This window comes from Agrilactobacillus fermenti (genome assembly GCF_047943045.1).
In the GTDB taxonomy this organism is placed as follows: Bacteria; Bacillota; Bacilli; order Lactobacillales; family Lactobacillaceae; genus Agrilactobacillus; species Agrilactobacillus fermenti.
In genome coordinates, this window is the sequence record NZ_CP181347.1 from 1,878,094 (window position 1) to 1,896,836 (window position 18,743).

Genomic DNA, 18,743 nt, shown 5'->3' on the forward strand with positions numbered 1-18,743 from the left:
AATCCAGAGTTAAGTTAAGTTATGATTATTTTGTGCTTTGCTGTTGTTTCCAGCCGTCAACGGCGTTCTTAACTGTCTTATTCCAGCTCTGTTTACCAGCTAAATAACGTTGTAAGTTTGGTTGTAACGTATTTGGATCCCATGACGTGCCGGTATATGCAGGAAAGACCCAACCAGTCGTCTGTTTCTTTTGGGAATAATCAAAGACAACTTGTGATAATGGATCAGCCATCTTGAAGTTATCATAGCCCTTGTAAGCTGGAACAAAGTGCAATTTATTAACGACATCTTTCTTGCCGGCATCAGAAGTATAGAGCCAAGCTAAAAAGTCTTCTGCAGCTTTTTGTTCTTTATTAGATTTCTTCTTATTGACAGCCCAGTATAGCGAAGTGCCCACTGGTAATTTACCTTCTTCACCCTTAACTGGAATAGGGATCATGGAAATTTCATTTTGCGCAAAGTTCTTATCGATCTGTTCGACCGTTGGATAGATCCAGTCCCCTTGTTGAATCATAGCTGCTTTACCTTGAGAGAAGTACTGGTTGACTTGTTGTGAATAATCCATCTGCATCACTGGTTTAATCGAATATTGTTTTTGTAAATCGATCATTTGTTTCATTTCTTCATTCGCCGTAAATTTCATACTCTTGGAATCATACATTTTTTTGGCATTGCCATTAAATTCTTGACCCAGATATAAGTTGGCTAAGTGGTCAGACAAAACCCAACTTTCCTTGCCAGGTAAAGCAAAGACACCTTTAATGCCTAATTCAGATTTCTTACTATCTAAGGTTTGTACGGCATTTTGTAGATCTGCATAAGTTTTAATACTGTTTGGATCAATCCCAGCTTTTTGGAAAACTGTCTTATTGATCACAAAACCGTAACCTTCAATATTGAATGGTACCCCAAGTGTTTGACCATTACGTTTGACTGCGGAAGTTGTGCCCGCCAAAGCAGCCTTAGCAACCTTTGTATTCGATAGATCTGCCGCTTGTGCTGAGAACTGTTTGGCATCTGCTGGTCCAGCCAAACTAAAAATCGTTGGCGCATTGCCAGAAGAAATTCGAGTTTTCAACACGGGATTATAATCTGTGCCCCCACCAATTGATGAAACGGTAATTTTAACATTAGGATGTGACTTTTCATATTCCTTGGCAATTTGCTTTAATTGCTTATTAACTTCAACTTTCCCTTGTAAAATTGAAATCGTTGTTTTGCCATTGTCATCACTGGAACCAGAACTGCTACCGCCGCTACATGCTGCTAATAAAGTCGTTGCTACAGTTGCTATGGCCACAACTGCAATTTTTTTCCAACCTAGTTTCATAAGTTAGAGCCTCCCTAACAAATTAAGTATTTTATGACACTTATTATTATGGACCTTTGAAAGCGATTGCACAATCAAAAATGTGAATGTTACCGGTAACAAAAATAAGTTCTCATGCAATTGTTCATAATTGCACTGGTTATATGATACCCATTGCAGTTTTTTGATCTGACAGCCGGCCTACATGGGTTGTAAAATCAGTGGTTGTCCTTCAAATTGAACTTTGCCCTGCTCGATCACCATATCCCTTTGCGTCAATAAATCTCGATAGGTGCCTGGTGCTAATGTCGTCTCTAATTGACCAACAAAAGGTCTTAAAGCAAAAAAGCCAATGAGTTTTTGTTCTGCCTTTTCATAACGCACATTGAGTACACGATCGTTTTCAGCCGTTACAAAATAGGCCCCTGATCTCAGTAAAGGCTGATGTTTTAATTGACTTAATTGTTGCATAAACTGAGTCAGATCGATTTTGGCATCGGTTGCACTTAAATCGATCTTGTCAGAATCAAACAAAGACGGCAAATGCTGTGCGCCAAATTCTTGACCGGCATAGATCAAAAAGCTGCCCTTTTCAAAATATTTGAACGCTAAAGCATTGATCAAAGTCGTATCATCGTGAATATAACTTGTGGCCCGTTCATTATCATGATTCTCTAAGAAACGCATCTTGACATAATTTTTGGGATACGTAATATCTAGCCGTTCCAGCAGCCGAGCATATTCCGCCAAACTGATGTTGCCTGCCAAAGCCGCTTTAAATGCTTCAATCGCATCATATTCATAGGTCATATCAAAGGCTTGGTAGATCTCACTATCGGAAGCTGCGTCAAAACCCATGTCCCGAACGATTTTAATGAATTCTGGATGATTAGTTTCTGCCAACCAGATCGTATCTGGATTCGCCGTATTGATCACTTGCCGCGCTTTCAGCCAAAAAGCCAGCGGCACTAATGGCGCAACATCACAGCGAAAGCCATCCACATACTGCCGCCACAATTTCAAAGTCTCAATTTGATAATCCCACAGTACTTTTTGCCGATAATCTAAATCCACCACATCAGACCAATCAGCAATACGATTACCCATTTTACCGGCGGCTGTCCGGTAAAACCATTCTGGATGTGTTTGTGCCAGCACCGAATCTGGCGCGGTATGATTGTAGACGACATCTAACAAGACACGCATATCTAAATCATGTGCTCGTTTGACGAAGGCCTCAAGATCTGTAAAAGTACCGATAGCTGGGTCAATTTGACGATAGTCACGAATTGCATAAGGTGACCCTAAGGCACCCTTAGCAGCGACTTGCCCGGTCGGTTGAATTGGCATCAGCCAAACAATATCCGTTCCCAAAGCTTTAATTCTAGGCAAGTCTGCCATAGCCGCTGATAAAGTCCCAGCAGGCGTATGATTCCGAACAAAGATTGAATAAATGACAGCATTACGTAAACGTATATCTGTATCTAAAGCCATTATTTGATATCCTCCAAGGCCACCGCAAGACAACTTACTGGTGCCATTTTTATTTTTTGACCATCGATTATAGCTTCACCCCGTTGCAGCCAAATCTCTTTAGCCACACTAGGTAATGTCACTTCATGGGCATCCCCCGACAAATTAGCCACCACAGCAATTTGCTGCTGCCCACACTGACGGCGGTAAGCATAGACATCTTTGGGCACCATCATAAAGTATTGCGCCCCCTGAACAAAAATCTTTTGCTGTCTCAACTGTAAAAGCTGTTGATAAAAGTGTAATAAACTATGGGGCATTTTTGACTCAGTCACCACATCAGCCGTTCCTTCAGTCGTTACCCCGATTTTCCAGGGCCGCGTTTGCGAAAAGCCGTGATATTCTCCCGGCGCCCAATGCATTGCACCACGAGCAGTCATTTTATGCACCCGATTCAAATGAGCTAAGAATTCAGTTGGCGATAAAGACATGCGTGGATCTTGCATGATCCAGTTCAATGAAACGATATCCTCAAAATCATTTAAGTTATCAAATACTTCTCCTGCTTGACCTAATTCCTCGCCATAGTAAATGATGGGAATACCGCGTTGGAGATACATCGCCATCGCCATGGCTGCTAAATAGTCATTTTTATCCCCAAACATGGGATAGCGATCGACTGTACGCGCCATATCGTGATTATTCCAATACAAAACTGGTGGTGCTGGCACCTGAGCACTAATCGCCGCAAATTGCTGCTGCATTTCCAAGACATCAATTTCTTTGCGCTGGACGCGAAAAGGCAAATCCCGATCTTCAACAATCGGTCGGTCTACCAGCGTTCGAAATGTTACAGCAGCATCACAGCGAGATCTAGTTGGATCCGTGTACTGAGCCAGTAAAGTCGTGTCTGCTGAAGCAGCTTCACCTAAAATAAATAAATCAGGCTGTTTGCGTTTCAAAGCACTTACAAAAGCTTCTAAGTATTGATTCACTTCTGGAAGATTAGCTACATAAAACTCCGCCACTGTCAATTGATCTTCTAATCCGGGATAATCCTGATCTAAAGCCGCCTTAGCAATATGAATAAAAGCATCTAACCGTAACCCATCAATGCCCTTATCAACCCAAAATTCAGCGATTTCTAACATGGCCTGGCGAACTTCTGGATTTCGCCAGTTTAAGTCAGGCATTTGCTGATTAAACAAATGAAAATAATATTGCTGCGTTTGGGGTTCTTTTTGCCAAACGGAACCACCAAAAAAAGAAGCCCAATTATTTGGTTCACGATCACCTTGACCATCTGCCCAAATATAGTAATCACGAAACGGGCTATCTCTTGACCGACAAGCATCTAAAAACCAAGGATGCTGATCAGAAGTATGATTTAACACGAAGTCCAAAATCAAATACATACCGCGCTCATGGACAGCTGCGACCAGTGCTTCAAAATCAGCCATTGTCCCAAACATAGGATCAATAGCAAAATAATTTGAAACGTCGTAGCCATTATCTCTTTGTGGTGAAACAAAAATTGGATTAAGCCAAAGTGTCGTGACGCCTAATGTTTTGAGATAATCTAGTTTGGCAATAATACCTTGAAGATCACCGACACCATCCTGGTCGTAATCATAAAAACTTTTAGGATATATCTGATAAATAACTTGATTCTGATGCCAATCAACGGCCAACGCAGTTTCCTCCCTTTATTGAATCATTATAATTATCATTAAAAAAAGTAAATTATCACACCAAACAATGTTATAAATTTACTTTATAGAATCAAACTGAATAATTCAATTTTTAACTGCGTGTTATCGGTAACAAAATATTAAGGCACCATAACAGCTGTCATTCATCGAGTCGACCCGCCAAGCTTCAAACGCGGCTTTAACAAACAATCTTCTAAAGATTGTTCTGGATGGTTGATTTTAGCCAGTAGCATATCGGCACAACGTGTCCCCAAATCAAGCATTGGCTGTTCGATCGTAGTCAACTTTGGTGTCGCAACCTGATCTAGAAAGACGCCATCAAACCCAATGACACCATAATTGTTGCCGACTGATCCAGTCACTTCTAAAATACCCTTTTCAACACCAAAAGCCAAACGATCACTGGCACAAACAAAACAAGTATTGGCTGGGATCGTTGCTAATTGGGTTTGAATATAGTGCATGGCAATACGGCTATGATTATTAAACCGCTTAATTTCTGGCACCATGCCCTGTGCTTGCATCACATGAGTGTACCCTTTTTCCCGGGACAGTTCATAAGGTTCCTGCACAGCCATGCCGATAAAAATAATATGCTCGTAATGGCGACTGAACGCATACTGAGTCGCCATCTGTGTACCCAATTCATTATTGGTATCTACAAAATTAAAGCGCCAGCGGTTTTCCCCAAAAGTAACAAAGGGCAGTTCTAACCGGGATAGCCACTCGTGATCCTTGGCTCGCATCCCGGTGATCAAATAACCATCGCTGCCTCCAATATCCAAATGACGGTCTGTCATTAATTGTAAAGAATACTGCTGTTTCGCCAAACGTTCCGCTAGACCTACCATTAGCTTCATATAATAAGGTTCCGTAATATCAATATCTTCTAAAATAAAAAACTTAATAATTTGTGTACGATTGCGAACAAGAGCCTTAGCTGCAACATTGGGCCGGTAGTCCAATTGATGCATCACTTTAAAAATGTTGATCTTAAGTTCATCCCGCACCTGCTCTGGATGATTGATAGCCCTAGAAACCGTCATCTTAGAAACGTGAGCCGCCTTCGCAATATCTTCTAGTGTTGTCACCATTTTACCTCCCTAAGCTGCTAATTATTGTGTCCACACCGATGATCGTTCAATGATCCGGTGGGGAATGATCAAGTTACTGACGAATGTTTCAGCATGGTCTTGAATGGCTAATCTAGCCACCTCTTCACCTAATTTTACCGGGAAAACTTCCACCGAAGTTAGCATCGGCCGTGCGACGCGGGCAAAAATAGAATTATTGAAACTAATTTGCGAAATATGGCGTTTCAGATCTAGCGGCACCAAAGCCTGTTGAACCGCCAAAGCCTGCATGTCATCAGTTGTGATCAATGCCGTGATCTCAGGTTTCAAGGCCATGATGTGACGCAATTGTGTTTGCAGCTGCTCATAATCATCATTGATTTGAAACGCATGCTGGGGTAGACCACTTTGTTGCATTGCCCGTTGATAACCCAATAAGCGATCCGCTTGAACCATCTGGGATAAATCACTATATAAGAAACCGATCGCCCGATGACCTTGCTTTAAAAGATACGTGGTCACATCTGTGCCAGCGAGGATATTATCGTTGTCCACATAAGGCATAGCTTGGCTATTTTCAAAGGGTTTACCCAAGATAACATAACGTAACCCCAATTGTTGCAATATTTGCAAAATAGGATCGTTTTTTTGTGAATACAGCAAGATAAACTGTCGAATTTTATTTTGCTGGGCCATCATTGTGATCGTTTGTTGTAATTCTTGAATATCATCACCCGTCGCAACTGCCGTTAAATAGTTATTTTGACTGCAAATATGATTGATACCTTGAATCAAAGCCACAAAAAATGGATTTGAAAAAACCATTGCTTGCGTGGCTGGCAGGATTACACCAAGCGTCATCGTATGCTGTAAGGCCAAATTACGCGCATTCGAATTTGGTACGTAACGCAATTTTTGCATTGCTCGTAAAACTTTTTTCTGTGTGGCCGTGCTAATCGCCGGATTATGATTTAACACTCGAGATACCGTAGATGCCGAAACATTAGCCAAACGGGCGACATCTTTCAAAGTTGTCATCTGCTTTACCCCCATATCTTAAAGGTAAGCATAAAACAAGTCAGTCATTAATACAACCGATTTCATAAGCTTAATCATATGAAAAAAGCTAGCAATCGATTCGCAGCTTACGGCTAACAACCAGTCGCCAAATACTAATTAAATCAGCTGCCAAACAAAGCACCATCGAAACCGCAAAAGCTAGCCGCATCCCAGTCAGAAAGACAGCGGGCTGATTCGGTAAATAAGTGGTTACTTGCCGACCCGCAGCCAGACTCATGCCCCAAAAACGTCCAAAAAATAATAACCGGGCACACATAAAAATCAAATAAATACGACCCATTCTGCTTGATTCACTGGAACTTTCAAGCCTTTAGAAATTTGCGGCATCGCAATATTAACAATGCTAGCATCTAAATTAGACATAAAAGAAAACAGCCCGATTGCGACCAAGATCACCCACCGATATTGATGTGTTTCAGTTACTGTTCCAAGAGTATTAGCCATTATTTCATCCCCCACTTATTTATCAGTTCATATTATATAGAGATTTGTAAAATATACATGAACTTTAACTTGTCTATACGGATAATTAGGCAAAAAAATAAGCCCAAGAATAACGATCTATTCTTGAACTTATTTTTACTGTGGCCTATTTTGTTTTTCAACCAAACTTCCTGGTATCACAGAATTATTTTTTCGATGATTTTTTAGCTGTTTTACCAATCTTGCGAATATGCTTAAAATTAACGATTGTCTTGTACTTCAGGTCTTCAGCAATGGTGCGTTGCTCAGGCTCATAGTCATCGATCGTCACTAAAGCAGAATTCGTATAGACTTTAGAAACTGTTCCTTTAAATGACAGCGGAACATCTACACTCTTGCGTACTGTTACTTTATCGCCAATAGAAAACTTTGGGTTTTCTTTTGTTTCGTCATCCATTTGGTAGCCTCCTCTTACTCATATGATAAAAGGAAAACAAATAATAGTAAACTTTTTTGCCATAATTAGTGTCGCACTGGCTCAACATTAATACGCACAGGTGCATTCAAGTCGATACTCTCTGAATAAGCCCGTAACAGGTGCACACGCATTTGCATCTTAGCTTCTTTTTTTGACATATTGTGACAAATGCGTTTCTCAGCAATCGCCTTGCCAAGATTATTTTTAAATAACCCTGTCACTTCATAATCTTGGATCCGTTCACCGAATAACATTGCGATACCTCCTCTGAATTTTTATCTACGAGAGATATTTATAACACCTTTTTGAAGCAAACACAATAGTATTTTCTTTTAACTTTATATTTGTGCTTTAATGCCTCAAAGAAATGGAGAATACAATCATTTTTAACATTAAAAACACTTTTTTAAAATTGTCATCACCATAATGGAACCAATTTTATAATTAATTTAAGCTTAAATTTCAATTTGAATTTCTTAATAATAATCGGTAAGATAAATATTAACTCTTAATTCTATCAATAACGGAAGTGACCTGAATGGATGATGTTTTAGATGCAAGAACGGGCTTGAAAGATACACTACCAACTGTCTTTGGCTATATCGGTATTGGTCTTGCTTTTGGTATTGTTGGCAAGGCTTCTGGTTTAAGTCCTCTATTGGTAGCGTTAATGTCAGCCATCACATACGGTGGCTCGGCACAATTTGTAATGGTTAGTATGTTGGTTTCTCACAGTACCCTGCTTTCAATTATCTTAGCAGTCTTTTTGGTAAACGCGCGAATGATCCTCATGAGTATGACTGTAGCGCCTTATTTCCGGCAAGAACGTACATGGCATGTTGTTTTGATAGGCAGTCTTTTAACTGATGAGACGTTTGCACTCAGTATGAATAAATTAAATCGAACTCAAAATACACTTTCTTTCCCGTGGTTCAATACTGCCAATCTCACCGCCTATTTTACGTGGATCATTGCCTCTTTGATTGGCGCATTGCTGGGTAATTTCATTACTGATCCCAAACGATTTGGTTTAGATTTTGCCTTAGTCGCTATGTTTATTGGTTTATTATATCTTCAAATTATCGCGGATCAGAGTATGAAAAAAGCTTTACAACTGACGGTCGTGCTAGTCACTTGTATTCTGATGTATATCGGTCTGATTTTTATACCAAGTAATTTCTTAGTTTTAGTAGTGACGCTGTTAAGTTGTGGCTTAGGGATGGTGATCAAGCATGTCCTCTTTTGAATTTACCTTTTGGACGATTGTTGGTTGTGGCCTTGTGACCTGGCTATCACGTATTATCCCATTTATTCTGTTGAAAAAATTTAGATTGCCAACCAGTGTCATTGAATTTTTAAGTTTTGTACCCATCGTGATCATGTCTGCCTTATGGTTTGAAAGCCTATTTCATCAAAATCTAGGTCATTTGCCCCAAGTAGATGTGGGCAATATGCTGGCTTCTTTACCCGCCATTTTAACTGCAATTCTGACTAAAAATCTATTGTGGATCGTCATTATTGGTATCTTATCCTTGGCATTGATCCGTTTGTTAATCTAATGAAACAATCCGAACTATCTGTTTCAAAATTAAACAAATATAATCAGATAGCCAAAAATAGCATACATTAACAGTTATATATCACTTATCATTCGTAAAAATTGCTATATTAACTATGTGCCCAGCACAAATAAAAAACTCAAACACAAGCTAAAAAATGGCTGTTCAACGGATCCCCCCCCGCTGGACAGCCATTTGGCATTGCTATCTTTTAATCACCATGACATTATTTATAAGCTTTATAGCCTAAATATGCCGCTAAACCAAAAGCCGTCAAAGCGATCAATGTGCGTAATAAACGAACATTAACATGACGAACAATAATTGGACCGGTATAACCGCCAACCAGTAATCCAGCACCTAAAGGTAAAACCAATAGCCAGTCAATATGTGATTTAAAAATAAAAATAATCGTTGCCACAAAATTACCGGCAAACGCGATCACGTTTTTCATCGCGTTGATCACTGCAAAACGTTCAGTCGTAATAATAGATAGGATGGCTAGGAAAATAACACCACCAGCTGCCCCAAAATAGCCTGTATAAGCCCCTACAATAAAAATACCGATCATACTTAAGGTGTTAGCCCAACGACCACGCTTCGCGGCCACGGGTGCTGACGTTGCCAAAGAGGTGGACTTATTTTTTTGACGTCCAGAAAGCAATAATAGCAGTCCCGCCACAAAAATAAAAAAGGGTACTACTTTTTCAAACGAGGCAGCTGGCGCAATCAGCAACAACCAACTGCCAAACATACTACCAGCGATGGCAATAATGACTAGTGATACTAATTGACGCCAATGTCCTTTCAATTCACGTAAAGAAGATACCGTTGAGCCAATACCTGAAAATATCAATGCGGTCGTGTTCGTTACATTAGCAATCACAGGTGGTACCCCCACCATCAATAATGCCGGGTAAGAAGCCAACGATGCCAAGCCGGCGATTGAAGCTAACAGACCGGCAATGAATCCGGCCAAAATCAAAAATAAAAATGTTCCTAAAAGTGTCATCAATTTTGCTCCCTAATATCTCAATTTCAAACTTGCAATTAGATTTGTTTATTTTGCGCCAAAAATAGCACCCTTACTTAAACAGGGAATCACTTAAATGGGCCGTCTTTTATCTTACTATTTTTTCAAGGAATCCGCTCTAAAATCCATTGGACAATCTTTGTTTGTTGCCAAATTTGTGGGATCACTTTTTCTTCTGGAATATCCAAAGTGTCGTGAGACAACCACCAACGTTTTAATTCCGCTTCACCAAATTCAGCAATTTTAGCGCGGCCTTGGTGTCGCTGGACAGTTTCTTCAAAAGGCAAATCATAGTAATAGGCCTGTGTATGATCTGCTGAACGCACAAGTTGGCACAACATCTGTCCATAAACCTCCTTAGAAAGGATACCCTCAATGATCGTATTTTGACAATGTGCGAGCCCATAAGCAGCTATCTCTTGTATTAAGTTAATCGACAAATTGCCAGCACGATCATTGGTCGCTAACATCTCGCGTCGAACGACATCTTGGGAAATCAATAATGTCTTTGAACCCAGATGCTTTTGTATCAACTTGGCAGTGGTTGTTTTCCCACTCGCAGAATTGCCACGTATAATAATTAGATTTGCCATTCATCATTATCCTTTGCATTTGAGTATAGCAAAAAGCACCACACTTTTATATCTAAAGTGATCGATTGAATAGACATAAGGTTAAAGCCTTTTGATGAAATAGAGTTATTATTTACTTATACGTCTTGCATGTCCATACCTCGTAATTTTTAGAAGTCCTTTGTACCTAATTGTACAAAAAAACACTTTCCAAAGATTGGAAAGTGCCAAGAGCGTTGATATAAAAGATATTAACGTTTTGAAAATTGTGATGCTTTACGAGCTTTCTTAAGACCTGGTTTCTTACGTTCTTTCATACGAGGGTCACGAGTTAACATGCCTGCACGTTTCAAAGGACCACGAAAATCAGGATCAACATCTAGTAAAGCACGAGCAATCCCATGACGGGTTGCACCAGCTTGACCAGAGAAACCGCCACCTTGAACATTTACAAAAATGTCATAACTACCAGCAGTTTCAGTGATGTCTAAAGGCTGTTTCATATCAGCAATTAAATTTGAATATGGAATATAATCTTCAACGTTGCGATTGTTCATAACGATCTTGCCTGAACCAGGAACAAGACGAACACGAGCAACTGAATCTTTACGACGGCCTGTGCCAGAATAAGATACTTGAGCCACTACAATTCCTCCTTAATTAAATTAATTTAGTGATGTCTAAAGTTTCGGGTTTTTGAGCTTCATGTTTGTGTTCAGCATCTGCATAAACATGTAACTTTAAGAATTGTTGGTGACCCAAGCTATTCTTTGGTAACATCCCTTTGATTGACATTTCAACTAAACGAACTGGATTATTTGTTAACAATTCACCAGCAGTTGTGGTCTTTAAACCACCTGGATGATTACTGTGGTGTTGATACAATTTGTCAGTAAATTTACGGCCAGTTAATTTTAACTTAGAAGCATTGATAACGATCACGTTATCGCCTGTATCCATGTTAGGTGTGAATGTTGGTTTATTTTTACCACGTAAAATTGAAGCCACAACAGCAGATAAACGCCCTAAAGCGATATCAGTTGCATCTACAACATACCATTTACGTTCAATTTCGCTTGGTTTAGCCATATACGTTGTACGCACGATTATTTTCCTCCATTTTTCGAGTCGATGTTTGACACTCAATAAGTTCCGGGGCTTATCGTGGGGCAAACAATACCGTTTACTAGTCTACCTAAAATTGATAACTTAGTCAATGCTTTTTCCCGTTAATAGTAGACTTTTTTCAAATACAAGCCACTAGCTGGTGCTGTGCCCCGTGCTTGCTGCCGGTCTTTAACTGCATATAAACGTAAGAAGTCGTGGACATCGCGGCGGCCATTACCGATTTCTAATAAGGTTGCTACCAAAATACGCACCATATTATATAAAAAGCCATTGCCATAAAACTCAAAGTGCAATTGATTTGACTCAGGAACATCCAGCATCGTTGCTTCATAAATCGTCCGAACTTTATACTTGATCACACCACCAGAAGCTGCAAAGCTTGTGAAATCATGTGTTCCCTGCACATCTGCTAGTGCGGTTTGAATCCGGGTTAAGTCCAGCGGATATGGATAATGTCCGGCATAGTGTCGCGTAAAGGGATTGGTGTAACGTCCCCGATCCACTTTGTAGAGATACCGTTTACCTTGTGTACTAAACCGGGCATGAAAATCTTCACTGACAATTTCACTTTTCAAGATCTCGGTATCTAGTGGCATTAAAGAATTTAGTGCGCGCAACATATTGACCGCCGGAATATTTCCCGGGTAATCAAAATGAACAACTTGGCCGAGCGCATGGACCCCTGAATCAGTTCGCCCCGAACCATGGACAGTCACGGCTTGTCCTTTAGTCATTTTGAACAAAGCCCGTTCCAACACGCCTTGCACTGTCCGCTGATTAGGCTGACGCTGAAAGCCTGCAAAATCAGTGCCATCATATGCTAGTGTTAATTTATAACGTGTCATAAAGCACTCCTAGTTTCGTAAAATAAATAATAGGCCCGTCAAAAGTAGCATGACTGCCCAGGCTATATTATCGCGGCGAGCCCAGGTTAATTTCCGATAACGTGTCCGCTCACCTTCACCGCTATAACCTCTTGACTCCATTGCTGTCCCTAAATCACCTGCACGTGAAAAAGTATTGACGAATAATGGAATCAATACCGGAATCATCGCTTTGATTCGTTTGACCAATCCACCATCGCTAAAATCAACACCGCGAGCACGCTGGGCGTTCATAATGGTGATCGTTTCGTCCATCAATGTTGGCACAAAGCGAAGTGCCAATGAAATCATTAAGGCAATCTGATCAATTGGAAAATGAATTCTTTTCAAAGGACTCAATAAAGATTCAATCGCATCGGCAATCATCAATGGCGCTGTCGTCAACATTAATAATGTGGACATCAAAATGATCATCATAAATCTCAAAAATACGTAAATACTGCTTCTGATGCCATATTGACTTAATGCGAACGGTCCAAATGACCAATAAATATGACCACCCCGAGTAAGAAATAACTGAAAAAAAACGGTGATCAGAATTAACAGAAATAACGGACGTACACCGTTGAAAAAGAATTTCTGATTAATACCGGAGCTAAAAATCACACCAAAGGTAAAAGCTAGCAACAAAGCATAACTTAAGACATTATCAGCGAAAAATATAATAACAATAAAATAAAAACTAATGCTGATTTTGGTGCGGGGATCGAGTCGATGTAACCAAGTATCTCCAGGTAAATAACGCCCTAAGATCATCTTATTCATGTTTGACGCTCCCTTTTCCAAAATACGTCGTTAATGCTTGAACTAAATCTGCTTCTGTTAACGGCAGTGAAGGTAGTTTGAGCCCTCTTTGACGTAAACTTAGCGCAAAACTAGTTGCTTGCGGTACCCCTAATTGGTGTTGTTGAATAAATGTTTCATCAAAGAAAACATCTTCAGGATGACCTGTCCGGATTAATTGCCCTTGTTCCAAGACATAGACTTGCTCTGCAAAATTAGCGACATCTTCCATTTGATGTGTTACCAAAATAATTGTAATGCCTTGTTCCTGATGTAACTGTGCAAATAAAGCCATCATGTCTTTGCGGCTTTGGGGATCTAACCCTGCCGTAGGTTCATCTAGAACCAAGACTTCTGGTTGCAATGCTAAGACACCAGCAATTGCTACTCGCCGCATTTGTCCACCTGATAAATCAAAGGGTGAAATATTAAACAGTTCATCACTTAAGCCAACTTTAGCTAACATTTGATGTGCTAAATCTAAACTGTCTGATTCGGAAACGCCAAAATTTTGCGGTCCAAACGCAATATCTTTGCCAACTGTTTCTTCAAAAAGCTGATGTTCCGCAAATTGAAAAACAATCCCCACACGGTGTCTAATTTCCTTTAGCCGCTTATTGTTCGTCTGAGCCGTTATTTCACGATCCCCGATTTTTACCTTACCCGTTGTGGGCTTCAATAAAGCGTTCAGATGCTGCAGTAAAGTAGACTTACCACTACCGGTATGTCCAATAATAGCCGCGTATGTGCCCTGTTTGATTGTCAAATTGATGTTTTTTAAACCAACACTCGCAATTGGAGTATTTGCATCATATATATAACTCACATTTTGGAATTCAATGTCCATAGTGCTTCTATCAACTCACTTGAATTTAAGTATCCGTCTGGTAGCTTCAATCCTTGATGTATCAAGGCCTGTTTAACTCGTTGCGTAAATGGTGCATCTAAGCCGATCTTTTTTAACAGTTTGGGCTGCGAAAAAACCTTAGAAGGCGTCCCGCTGGCAATAAGCTCACCATTGTTTAATACTAATACACGGTCGGCTAATGCCGCTTCTTCCAAATCATGCGTCACAGAAAGGATCGTATTATGTCGCCGTGCTTGTAGTTGTTGGACAGTGGCGATAACTTGCTTCCGGCCATCAGGATCCAACATGCTGGTGGCTTCATCAAGAATAATAATATCAGGTGCCATCGCAATGATTCCGGCTAGGGCAACTCGTTGTTTTTGACCACCTGATAAATGTGCCGGTTCTTGGCGTTCATATGCCAACATGTCCACAGCCGCCAAGGCGTCATGCACCCGTTGATGCATTTCAGCATAAGGCATCGCACGATTTTCAAGTCCAAAAGCGACATCATCTGCTACAGTTGCCCCAACGAACTGGTTATCAGGATTTTGAAAAACAATGCCAATTTTACGGCGAATGTCCCAGACAGTTGCTTCAGCCAAAGTTACACCCTGAACGATAACTCGACCCTTTGTAGGCGCTAAAATACCGTTTAAATTTTTCGTCAATGTACTTTTGCCACTGCCGTTATGACCAACGATGGCTACCCATTCACCGGCTTCAATTTGAAAATTTATATCTTTAAGAATATAATCTGTTGCCTCACTCGAGTATTTGAAATAAAGATTTTGTACTTCTAAACTATTCATATTAACAAGATATCCCTTTAAGCTTTTACAGTGATTTAGTTAATAATATCATAAAACCCACTGTTGCCGTAAAAATATGCATAAAAAAATCATTCCTGTGAAACATCAAAAGATGCTTTCGAACTAGACTAGGTTGCCCATCATCATAACGTCCTATCACAATTGGAATGATCCATTTATATTATTTAATTGAATACCTTAGACGAATTCAATAATTGCCATTGGCGCACCGTCACCACGGCGAGGTTGTGTCTTTAAGATACGTGTGTATCCGCCTTGACGATCAGTATAACGAGGTGCAATGTCACTGAACAGTTTTTGTAAAGCGGATTGAACGATGACTGAGTCTTCCTCTTCACGAATATCAGCAACTTCGCCACGAACGAAACTTGCAGCCAAACGACGAGCATGCAAGTCACCACGTTTACCTAAAGTGATCATTTTTTCAACAGATTTGCGAATTTCTTTGGCACGCGTTTCTGTTGTTTCAATGCGTTCATTGATAATTAAATCAGTTGTTAAGTCACGTAACAAAGCTTTACGTTGTGAAGAATTACGACCTAATTTACGGTAACCCATGTAGTGAACCCTCCTTTGAAATTAATCTTCCTGTTTGAGTGAAAGTCCCAAGTCAGAGAGCTTGTTTTTAACTTCTTCAAGCGACTTTCTACCCAAATTACGTACCTTCATCATGTCAGCTTCAGTCTTGTTTGTAAGTTCCTGAACTGTATTAATACCAGCACGTTTCAAACAATTATATGAACGAACAGACAAATCAAGTTCTTCGATTGTCATTTCGAGCATTTTCTCTTTATGAGTTTCTTCCTTTTCAACCATGACTTCTGTATTTTTAGCTTCATCAGTTAAATTAACAAAAATATCAAGATGATCCGTCAGAATTTTAGCGGCTAAACTAATAGCCTCTCTAGGATTGATGGAACCATTTGTCCAAACGTCCAGCGTTAATTTATCAAAGTCATTACGCTTACCAACACGCGTACTCTCAACTTGATAGTTAACGCGTTCAATCGGGGTAAAAATAGAATCGACTGGCAAAACACCAATTGGCATATCATCCGACTTATTCTGATCAGCCGGAACATAGCCGCGACCTTGTTTAACCATCATTCGAACGTGAAAATGGCCACCTTCAGCTACAGTACAAATATATTGTTCAGGATTTAGCACTTCAATATCGCTATCGGTGATAATGTCCCCTGCAGTTACTTTTGCTGGGCCTTCAACATCGATCTCAACTGTCCGCTCTTCTTCACTATGTGATTTTAAAGCCAGCTTCTTGATATTCAAGATAATTTGTGTGACATCTTCAAGAACACCATCGATTGTTGAAAACTCATGCAAAACACCATCGATTTGGATACTTGAAACAGCCGCACCTGGTAATGAAGATAACAAAATTCTTCTAAGTGAATTACCGAGTGTCGTGCCATATCCACGTTCTAAAGGTTCGATAACAAATTTTCCATAATTTGTACTTTCATCAACCTTAGCAATAGTTGGCTTTTCAAATTCGATCATTCTTGTCAGTACCCCTTTCAAAATGAGTGGCGTTAATTAGATATACGTTCAGAAATAATATTGACAATCTATAATCGCACCCAACTAAACACGACGACGTTTTGGTGGACGAGAACCATTATGGGGTACTGGTGTAACGTCACGAATAGCCGTAACTTCTAAACCAGTAGCTTGAAGAGAACGAATTGCTGCTTCACGACCTGAACCAGGACCTTTAACTGCAACTTCAACTGACTTCATGCCATGCTCCATAGATTCTTTAGCAGCAGCTTCAGCAGCCATTTGTGCAGCAAATGGTGTTGATTTACGGCTACCCTTAAATCCAAGCGCACCTGCAGAAGACCATGCAACAGCGTTTCCTTGAGGGTCAGTAATCATTACTAAGGTATTATTAAATGTAGAATGGATGTGTGCTACGCCAGATTCAATATTCTTGCGTACACGACGCTTACGAGATGATTTTCTTGTTGCCATTAACGGAATTTCCCTCCTTTATGCTTATTTCTTCTTACCGGCGATAGAAACCTTAGGGCCTTTACGTGTCCGGGCATTATTCTTCGTGTTTTGACCACGAACTGGTAAGCCACGACGATGACGCATGCCACGGTAAGATCCAATTTCTTGAAGCCGTTTAATGTCTAAATTAACTGCACGGCGCAAGTCGCCTTCGACACGATAATTATCAACTTCTGCACGGATTTTATCTTCTTGATCTGGTGTTAAATCACTTGTACGAACATCTTCAGACACACCAGCACTAGCTAAAATCTTTTGTGCCGTTGTGTTTCCGATACCGTAAATGTAAGTTAACGCGATCACAATACGTTTATCTTTTGGTAAATCAATACCTGCAATACGAGCCATATTGCCACCTCCTATTTATTGATGATTAGCCTTGGCGTTGTTTGTGCTTTGGATTAGCAGAGCAAATAACCATAACGCGGCCTTTTCTTTTGATCACTTTACAATGTTCACACATTGGTTTTACAGATGGTCTTACTTTCATGCTGCATCCTCCTTAAATAAATTGAAGCTTAATTACTTGAAACGATATGTGATTCGACCCTTTGTCAAATCATAAGGTGACAGTTCAACAGTTACACGATCTCCAGGTAAAATACGAATATAGTGCATTCTGATTTTACCAGAAACATGCGCAAGAATCGTTGCACCATTTTCTAATTCGACTTTAAACATTGCGTTTGGTAAAGTGTCGATCACTTTACCTTCGACTTCGATTACATCATCTTTAGCCAAGTGGAATCCTCCTTAAAACTGAACGCATAAAAATGGCGAGAGCCTTTGCACTCACCGTCGTGTCATACCGAGTAAGTATACCATATTACAAATCAAATGCAACTGGTATGCCTGCTGGCACGCTACTTGGTAAGATTTGCCAATACTTTAGAAATATCTTTAAACACATCCGAGATATCTTGTTGGCCATTGATGGTATAAAGTAAGTCACGTGATTTATAAAAGTCGATCAACGGTGTATTCATCTTAATGTTAACATCTAATCTATTCTTAACGGTTTCAGGCTTGTCGTCTTCCCGTTGATAGAATTCATGTCCACCGCAGCGATCACAAGTACCTTCAACTTTTGGAGGATTGTAGATCTTATGATAAGTTGCCCCACAAGTCTTGCAAATAAATCTGCCTGAAAGCCGATCAACTAAGATCTTAGGATCAACATCAATATTGATGACAGCATCCAGTGGCTTGTGTAATTCTTCAGTAATCGTTTCTAATGCGTTAGCTTGGTCAATGTTTCTTGGAAAACCATCAAGCATATAACCAACCTTTGTATCCTCTTGACTCAATCGTTCCTTAACGATTGCATTGGTAATTTCATCAGGAACCAAGTTGCCTTGGTCCATAAACGATTTAGCTTTCATACCAACTTCAGTTTGATTAGCGATTGCATCGCGAAACATATCACCTGTTGAAATATGCGGAATTTCATAAGTATCTACAATTCTTTCAGCTTGTGTACCTTTGCCGGCACCAGGTAGACCCATTAAAATTAAATTCATAT

24 protein-coding genes and 1 pseudogene are annotated in these 18,743 nt (G+C 40.0%); 2 read left to right on the top strand and 23 right to left on the bottom strand.

From position 1 onward, the window contains the following. Positions 1–25: 25 nt before the first annotated feature. The 8 genes and pseudogenes from ACNAN0_RS09400 to ACNAN0_RS09435 form a co-directional block, all read right to left on the bottom strand. The gene (locus ACNAN0_RS09400; RefSeq protein WP_416353148.1) at positions 26–1,330 is read right to left on the bottom strand and encodes an ABC transporter substrate-binding protein; all 1,305 of its coding nucleotides are present in this window, start codon (positions 1,328–1,330) and stop codon (positions 26–28) included. A gap of 180 nt (positions 1,331–1,510) precedes the next feature. After that, positions 1,511–2,803: an alpha-amylase family glycosyl hydrolase gene (locus ACNAN0_RS09405; RefSeq protein WP_230912599.1), complete on the bottom strand. Its 1,293-nt coding sequence runs from the start codon at positions 2,801–2,803 to the stop codon at positions 1,511–1,513. Beyond that, positions 2,803–4,473, bottom strand: coding sequence for a glycoside hydrolase family 13 protein (locus ACNAN0_RS09410; protein WP_416353149.1), 1,671 nt, complete (start codon positions 4,471–4,473; stop codon positions 2,803–2,805). Before ACNAN0_RS09410 ends, ACNAN0_RS09405 begins: the two co-directional genes overlap by 1 nt. 164 nt (positions 4,474–4,637) lie before the next feature. Then, positions 4,638–5,585, bottom strand: a complete 948-nt coding sequence (locus ACNAN0_RS09415; protein WP_416353150.1) for a LacI family DNA-binding transcriptional regulator — start codon at positions 5,583–5,585, stop codon at positions 4,638–4,640. A 24-nt stretch (positions 5,586–5,609) separates the two neighbouring features. After that, entirely contained in the window at positions 5,610–6,605 is a 996-nt protein-coding gene (locus ACNAN0_RS09420; RefSeq protein WP_230912596.1) for a LacI family DNA-binding transcriptional regulator, read from the bottom strand. Positions 6,606–6,873: 268 nt separating this feature from the next. Then, positions 6,874–7,091: pseudogene (locus ACNAN0_RS09425) on the bottom strand (MFS transporter); the annotation flags it as partial. Positions 7,092–7,275: 184 nt separating this feature from the next. Beyond that, positions 7,276–7,527, bottom strand: a complete 252-nt coding sequence (locus tag ACNAN0_RS09430) for a hypothetical protein (protein ID WP_416353151.1) — start codon at positions 7,525–7,527, stop codon at positions 7,276–7,278. A 65-nt stretch (positions 7,528–7,592) separates the two neighbouring features. Further along, positions 7,593–7,802, bottom strand: a complete 210-nt coding sequence (locus ACNAN0_RS09435; RefSeq protein WP_230912594.1) for a hypothetical protein — start codon at positions 7,800–7,802, stop codon at positions 7,593–7,595. 284 nt (positions 7,803–8,086) lie between these two features. Here ACNAN0_RS09435 and ACNAN0_RS09440 point away from each other — a divergent pair, with 284 nt between their 5' ends. Continuing rightward, positions 8,087–8,794, top strand: coding sequence for an AzlC family ABC transporter permease (locus tag ACNAN0_RS09440; RefSeq protein ID WP_230912593.1), 708 nt, complete (start codon positions 8,087–8,089; stop codon positions 8,792–8,794). Then, positions 8,781–9,107 carry an AzlD domain-containing protein gene (locus ACNAN0_RS09445; protein WP_416353152.1) on the top strand — a complete coding sequence of 109 codons (327 nt, stop codon included), beginning with the start codon at positions 8,781–8,783 and terminating at the stop codon, positions 9,105–9,107. Before ACNAN0_RS09440 ends, ACNAN0_RS09445 begins: the two co-directional genes overlap by 14 nt. A gap of 226 nt (positions 9,108–9,333) precedes the next feature. Here ACNAN0_RS09445 and ACNAN0_RS09450 read toward each other — a convergent pair whose 3' ends face one another. The 15 genes from ACNAN0_RS09450 to ACNAN0_RS09520 form a co-directional block, all read right to left on the bottom strand. Further along, complete coding sequence (locus ACNAN0_RS09450) at positions 9,334–10,119, bottom strand: sulfite exporter TauE/SafE family protein (RefSeq protein ID WP_230912591.1); 786 nt, start codon at positions 10,117–10,119, stop codon at positions 9,334–9,336. Between the two features lie 125 nt (positions 10,120–10,244). Then, positions 10,245–10,733 carry an AAA family ATPase gene (locus ACNAN0_RS09455; RefSeq protein WP_230912590.1) on the bottom strand — a complete coding sequence of 163 codons (489 nt, stop codon included), beginning with the start codon at positions 10,731–10,733 and terminating at the stop codon, positions 10,245–10,247. Positions 10,734–10,963: 230 nt separating this feature from the next. After that, positions 10,964–11,356 carry a 30S ribosomal protein S9 gene (rpsI, locus tag ACNAN0_RS09460; RefSeq protein WP_230912589.1) on the bottom strand — a complete coding sequence of 131 codons (393 nt, stop codon included), beginning with the start codon at positions 11,354–11,356 and terminating at the stop codon, positions 10,964–10,966. A 16-nt stretch (positions 11,357–11,372) separates the two neighbouring features. Then, positions 11,373–11,816, bottom strand: a complete 444-nt coding sequence (rplM, locus tag ACNAN0_RS09465) for a 50S ribosomal protein L13 (RefSeq protein ID WP_230912588.1) — start codon at positions 11,814–11,816, stop codon at positions 11,373–11,375. A gap of 125 nt (positions 11,817–11,941) precedes the next feature. After that, a complete protein-coding gene (gene truA / locus ACNAN0_RS09470; protein ID WP_416353153.1) occupies positions 11,942–12,685 on the bottom strand; it encodes a tRNA pseudouridine(38-40) synthase TruA in 744 nt (247 codons plus the stop codon). 9 nt (positions 12,686–12,694) lie between these two features. Continuing rightward, on the bottom strand, positions 12,695–13,489 hold the full coding sequence (locus ACNAN0_RS09475) for an energy-coupling factor transporter transmembrane component T family protein (RefSeq protein WP_416353154.1): 795 nt from the start codon (positions 13,487–13,489) through the stop codon (positions 12,695–12,697). Further along, entirely contained in the window at positions 13,482–14,354 is an 873-nt protein-coding gene (locus ACNAN0_RS09480) for an energy-coupling factor ABC transporter ATP-binding protein (protein WP_416353155.1), read from the bottom strand. The genes ACNAN0_RS09475 and ACNAN0_RS09480 overlap by 8 nt, the downstream gene beginning before the upstream one ends. Further along, the gene (locus tag ACNAN0_RS09485; RefSeq protein WP_416353156.1) at positions 14,330–15,166 is read right to left on the bottom strand and encodes an energy-coupling factor ABC transporter ATP-binding protein; all 837 of its coding nucleotides are present in this window, start codon (positions 15,164–15,166) and stop codon (positions 14,330–14,332) included. The genes ACNAN0_RS09480 and ACNAN0_RS09485 overlap by 25 nt, the downstream gene beginning before the upstream one ends. A gap of 198 nt (positions 15,167–15,364) precedes the next feature. Beyond that, the gene (rplQ, locus tag ACNAN0_RS09490) at positions 15,365–15,745 is read right to left on the bottom strand and encodes a 50S ribosomal protein L17 (protein WP_416353157.1); all 381 of its coding nucleotides are present in this window, start codon (positions 15,743–15,745) and stop codon (positions 15,365–15,367) included. A 21-nt stretch (positions 15,746–15,766) separates the two neighbouring features. Continuing rightward, a complete protein-coding gene (locus ACNAN0_RS09495; protein WP_230912582.1) occupies positions 15,767–16,705 on the bottom strand; it encodes a DNA-directed RNA polymerase subunit alpha in 939 nt (312 codons plus the stop codon). 84 nt (positions 16,706–16,789) lie between these two features. Then, positions 16,790–17,179 (bottom strand): 30S ribosomal protein S11, encoded by a 390-nt coding sequence (gene rpsK / locus ACNAN0_RS09500; protein WP_230912581.1) that lies wholly within the window; start codon positions 17,177–17,179, stop codon positions 16,790–16,792. Positions 17,180–17,203: 24 nt separating this feature from the next. After that, entirely contained in the window at positions 17,204–17,569 is a 366-nt protein-coding gene (gene rpsM / locus ACNAN0_RS09505) for a 30S ribosomal protein S13 (protein ID WP_230912580.1), read from the bottom strand. A 25-nt stretch (positions 17,570–17,594) separates the two neighbouring features. Next, complete coding sequence (gene rpmJ / locus ACNAN0_RS09510; RefSeq protein WP_057823560.1) at positions 17,595–17,711, bottom strand: 50S ribosomal protein L36; 117 nt, start codon at positions 17,709–17,711, stop codon at positions 17,595–17,597. 32 nt (positions 17,712–17,743) lie between these two features. Continuing rightward, positions 17,744–17,962 (bottom strand): translation initiation factor IF-1, encoded by a 219-nt coding sequence (gene infA, locus ACNAN0_RS09515; RefSeq protein ID WP_035452983.1) that lies wholly within the window; start codon positions 17,960–17,962, stop codon positions 17,744–17,746. A gap of 122 nt (positions 17,963–18,084) precedes the next feature. Continuing rightward, positions 18,085–18,741: an adenylate kinase gene (locus ACNAN0_RS09520; RefSeq protein WP_230912579.1), complete on the bottom strand. Its 657-nt coding sequence runs from the start codon at positions 18,739–18,741 to the stop codon at positions 18,085–18,087. Positions 18,742–18,743 lie beyond the last annotated feature (2 nt).

Excerpts from the sequence above, each read along its gene's own strand:
- ACNAN0_RS09400 (WP_416353148.1), bottom strand. The coding sequence starts at position 1,330 with ATGAAACTAGGTTGGAAAAAAATTGCAGTTGTGGCCATAGCAACTGTA.
- ACNAN0_RS09405 (WP_230912599.1), bottom strand. The coding sequence starts at position 2,803 with ATGGCTTTAGATACAGATATACGTTTACGTAATGCTGTCATTTATTCA.
- ACNAN0_RS09420 (WP_230912596.1), bottom strand. The coding sequence starts at position 6,605 with ATGACAACTTTGAAAGATGTCGCCCGTTTGGCTAATGTTTCGGCATCT.
- ACNAN0_RS09430 (WP_416353151.1), bottom strand. The coding sequence starts at position 7,527 with ATGGATGACGAAACAAAAGAAAACCCAAAGTTTTCTATTGGCGATAAA.
- ACNAN0_RS09435 (WP_230912594.1), bottom strand. The coding sequence starts at position 7,802 with ATGTTATTCGGTGAACGGATCCAAGATTATGAAGTGACAGGGTTATTT.
- ACNAN0_RS09440 (WP_230912593.1), top strand. The coding sequence starts at position 8,087 with ATGGATGATGTTTTAGATGCAAGAACGGGCTTGAAAGATACACTACCA.
- ACNAN0_RS09445 (WP_416353152.1), top strand. The coding sequence starts at position 8,781 with ATGTCCTCTTTTGAATTTACCTTTTGGACGATTGTTGGTTGTGGCCTT.
- ACNAN0_RS09450 (WP_230912591.1), bottom strand. The coding sequence starts at position 10,119 with ATGACACTTTTAGGAACATTTTTATTTTTGATTTTGGCCGGATTCATT.
- ACNAN0_RS09455 (WP_230912590.1), bottom strand. The coding sequence starts at position 10,733 with ATGGCAAATCTAATTATTATACGTGGCAATTCTGCGAGTGGGAAAACA.
- truA (WP_416353153.1), bottom strand. The coding sequence starts at position 12,685 with ATGACACGTTATAAATTAACACTAGCATATGATGGCACTGATTTTGCA.
- ACNAN0_RS09475 (WP_416353154.1), bottom strand. The coding sequence starts at position 13,489 with ATGAATAAGATGATCTTAGGGCGTTATTTACCTGGAGATACTTGGTTA.
- ACNAN0_RS09480 (WP_416353155.1), bottom strand. The coding sequence starts at position 14,354 with ATGGACATTGAATTCCAAAATGTGAGTTATATATATGATGCAAATACT.
- ACNAN0_RS09485 (WP_416353156.1), bottom strand. The coding sequence starts at position 15,166 with ATGAATAGTTTAGAAGTACAAAATCTTTATTTCAAATACTCGAGTGAG.
- rplQ (WP_416353157.1), bottom strand. The coding sequence starts at position 15,745 with ATGGGTTACCGTAAATTAGGTCGTAATTCTTCACAACGTAAAGCTTTG.
- ACNAN0_RS09495 (WP_230912582.1), bottom strand. The coding sequence starts at position 16,705 with ATGATCGAATTTGAAAAGCCAACTATTGCTAAGGTTGATGAAAGTACA.
- rpsK (WP_230912581.1), bottom strand. The coding sequence starts at position 17,179 with ATGGCAACAAGAAAATCATCTCGTAAGCGTCGTGTACGCAAGAATATT.
- rpsM (WP_230912580.1), bottom strand. The coding sequence starts at position 17,569 with ATGGCTCGTATTGCAGGTATTGATTTACCAAAAGATAAACGTATTGTG.
- rpmJ (WP_057823560.1), bottom strand. The coding sequence starts at position 17,711 with ATGAAAGTAAGACCATCTGTAAAACCAATGTGTGAACATTGTAAAGTG.
- ACNAN0_RS09520 (WP_230912579.1), bottom strand. The coding sequence starts at position 18,741 with ATGAATTTAATTTTAATGGGTCTACCTGGTGCCGGCAAAGGTACACAA.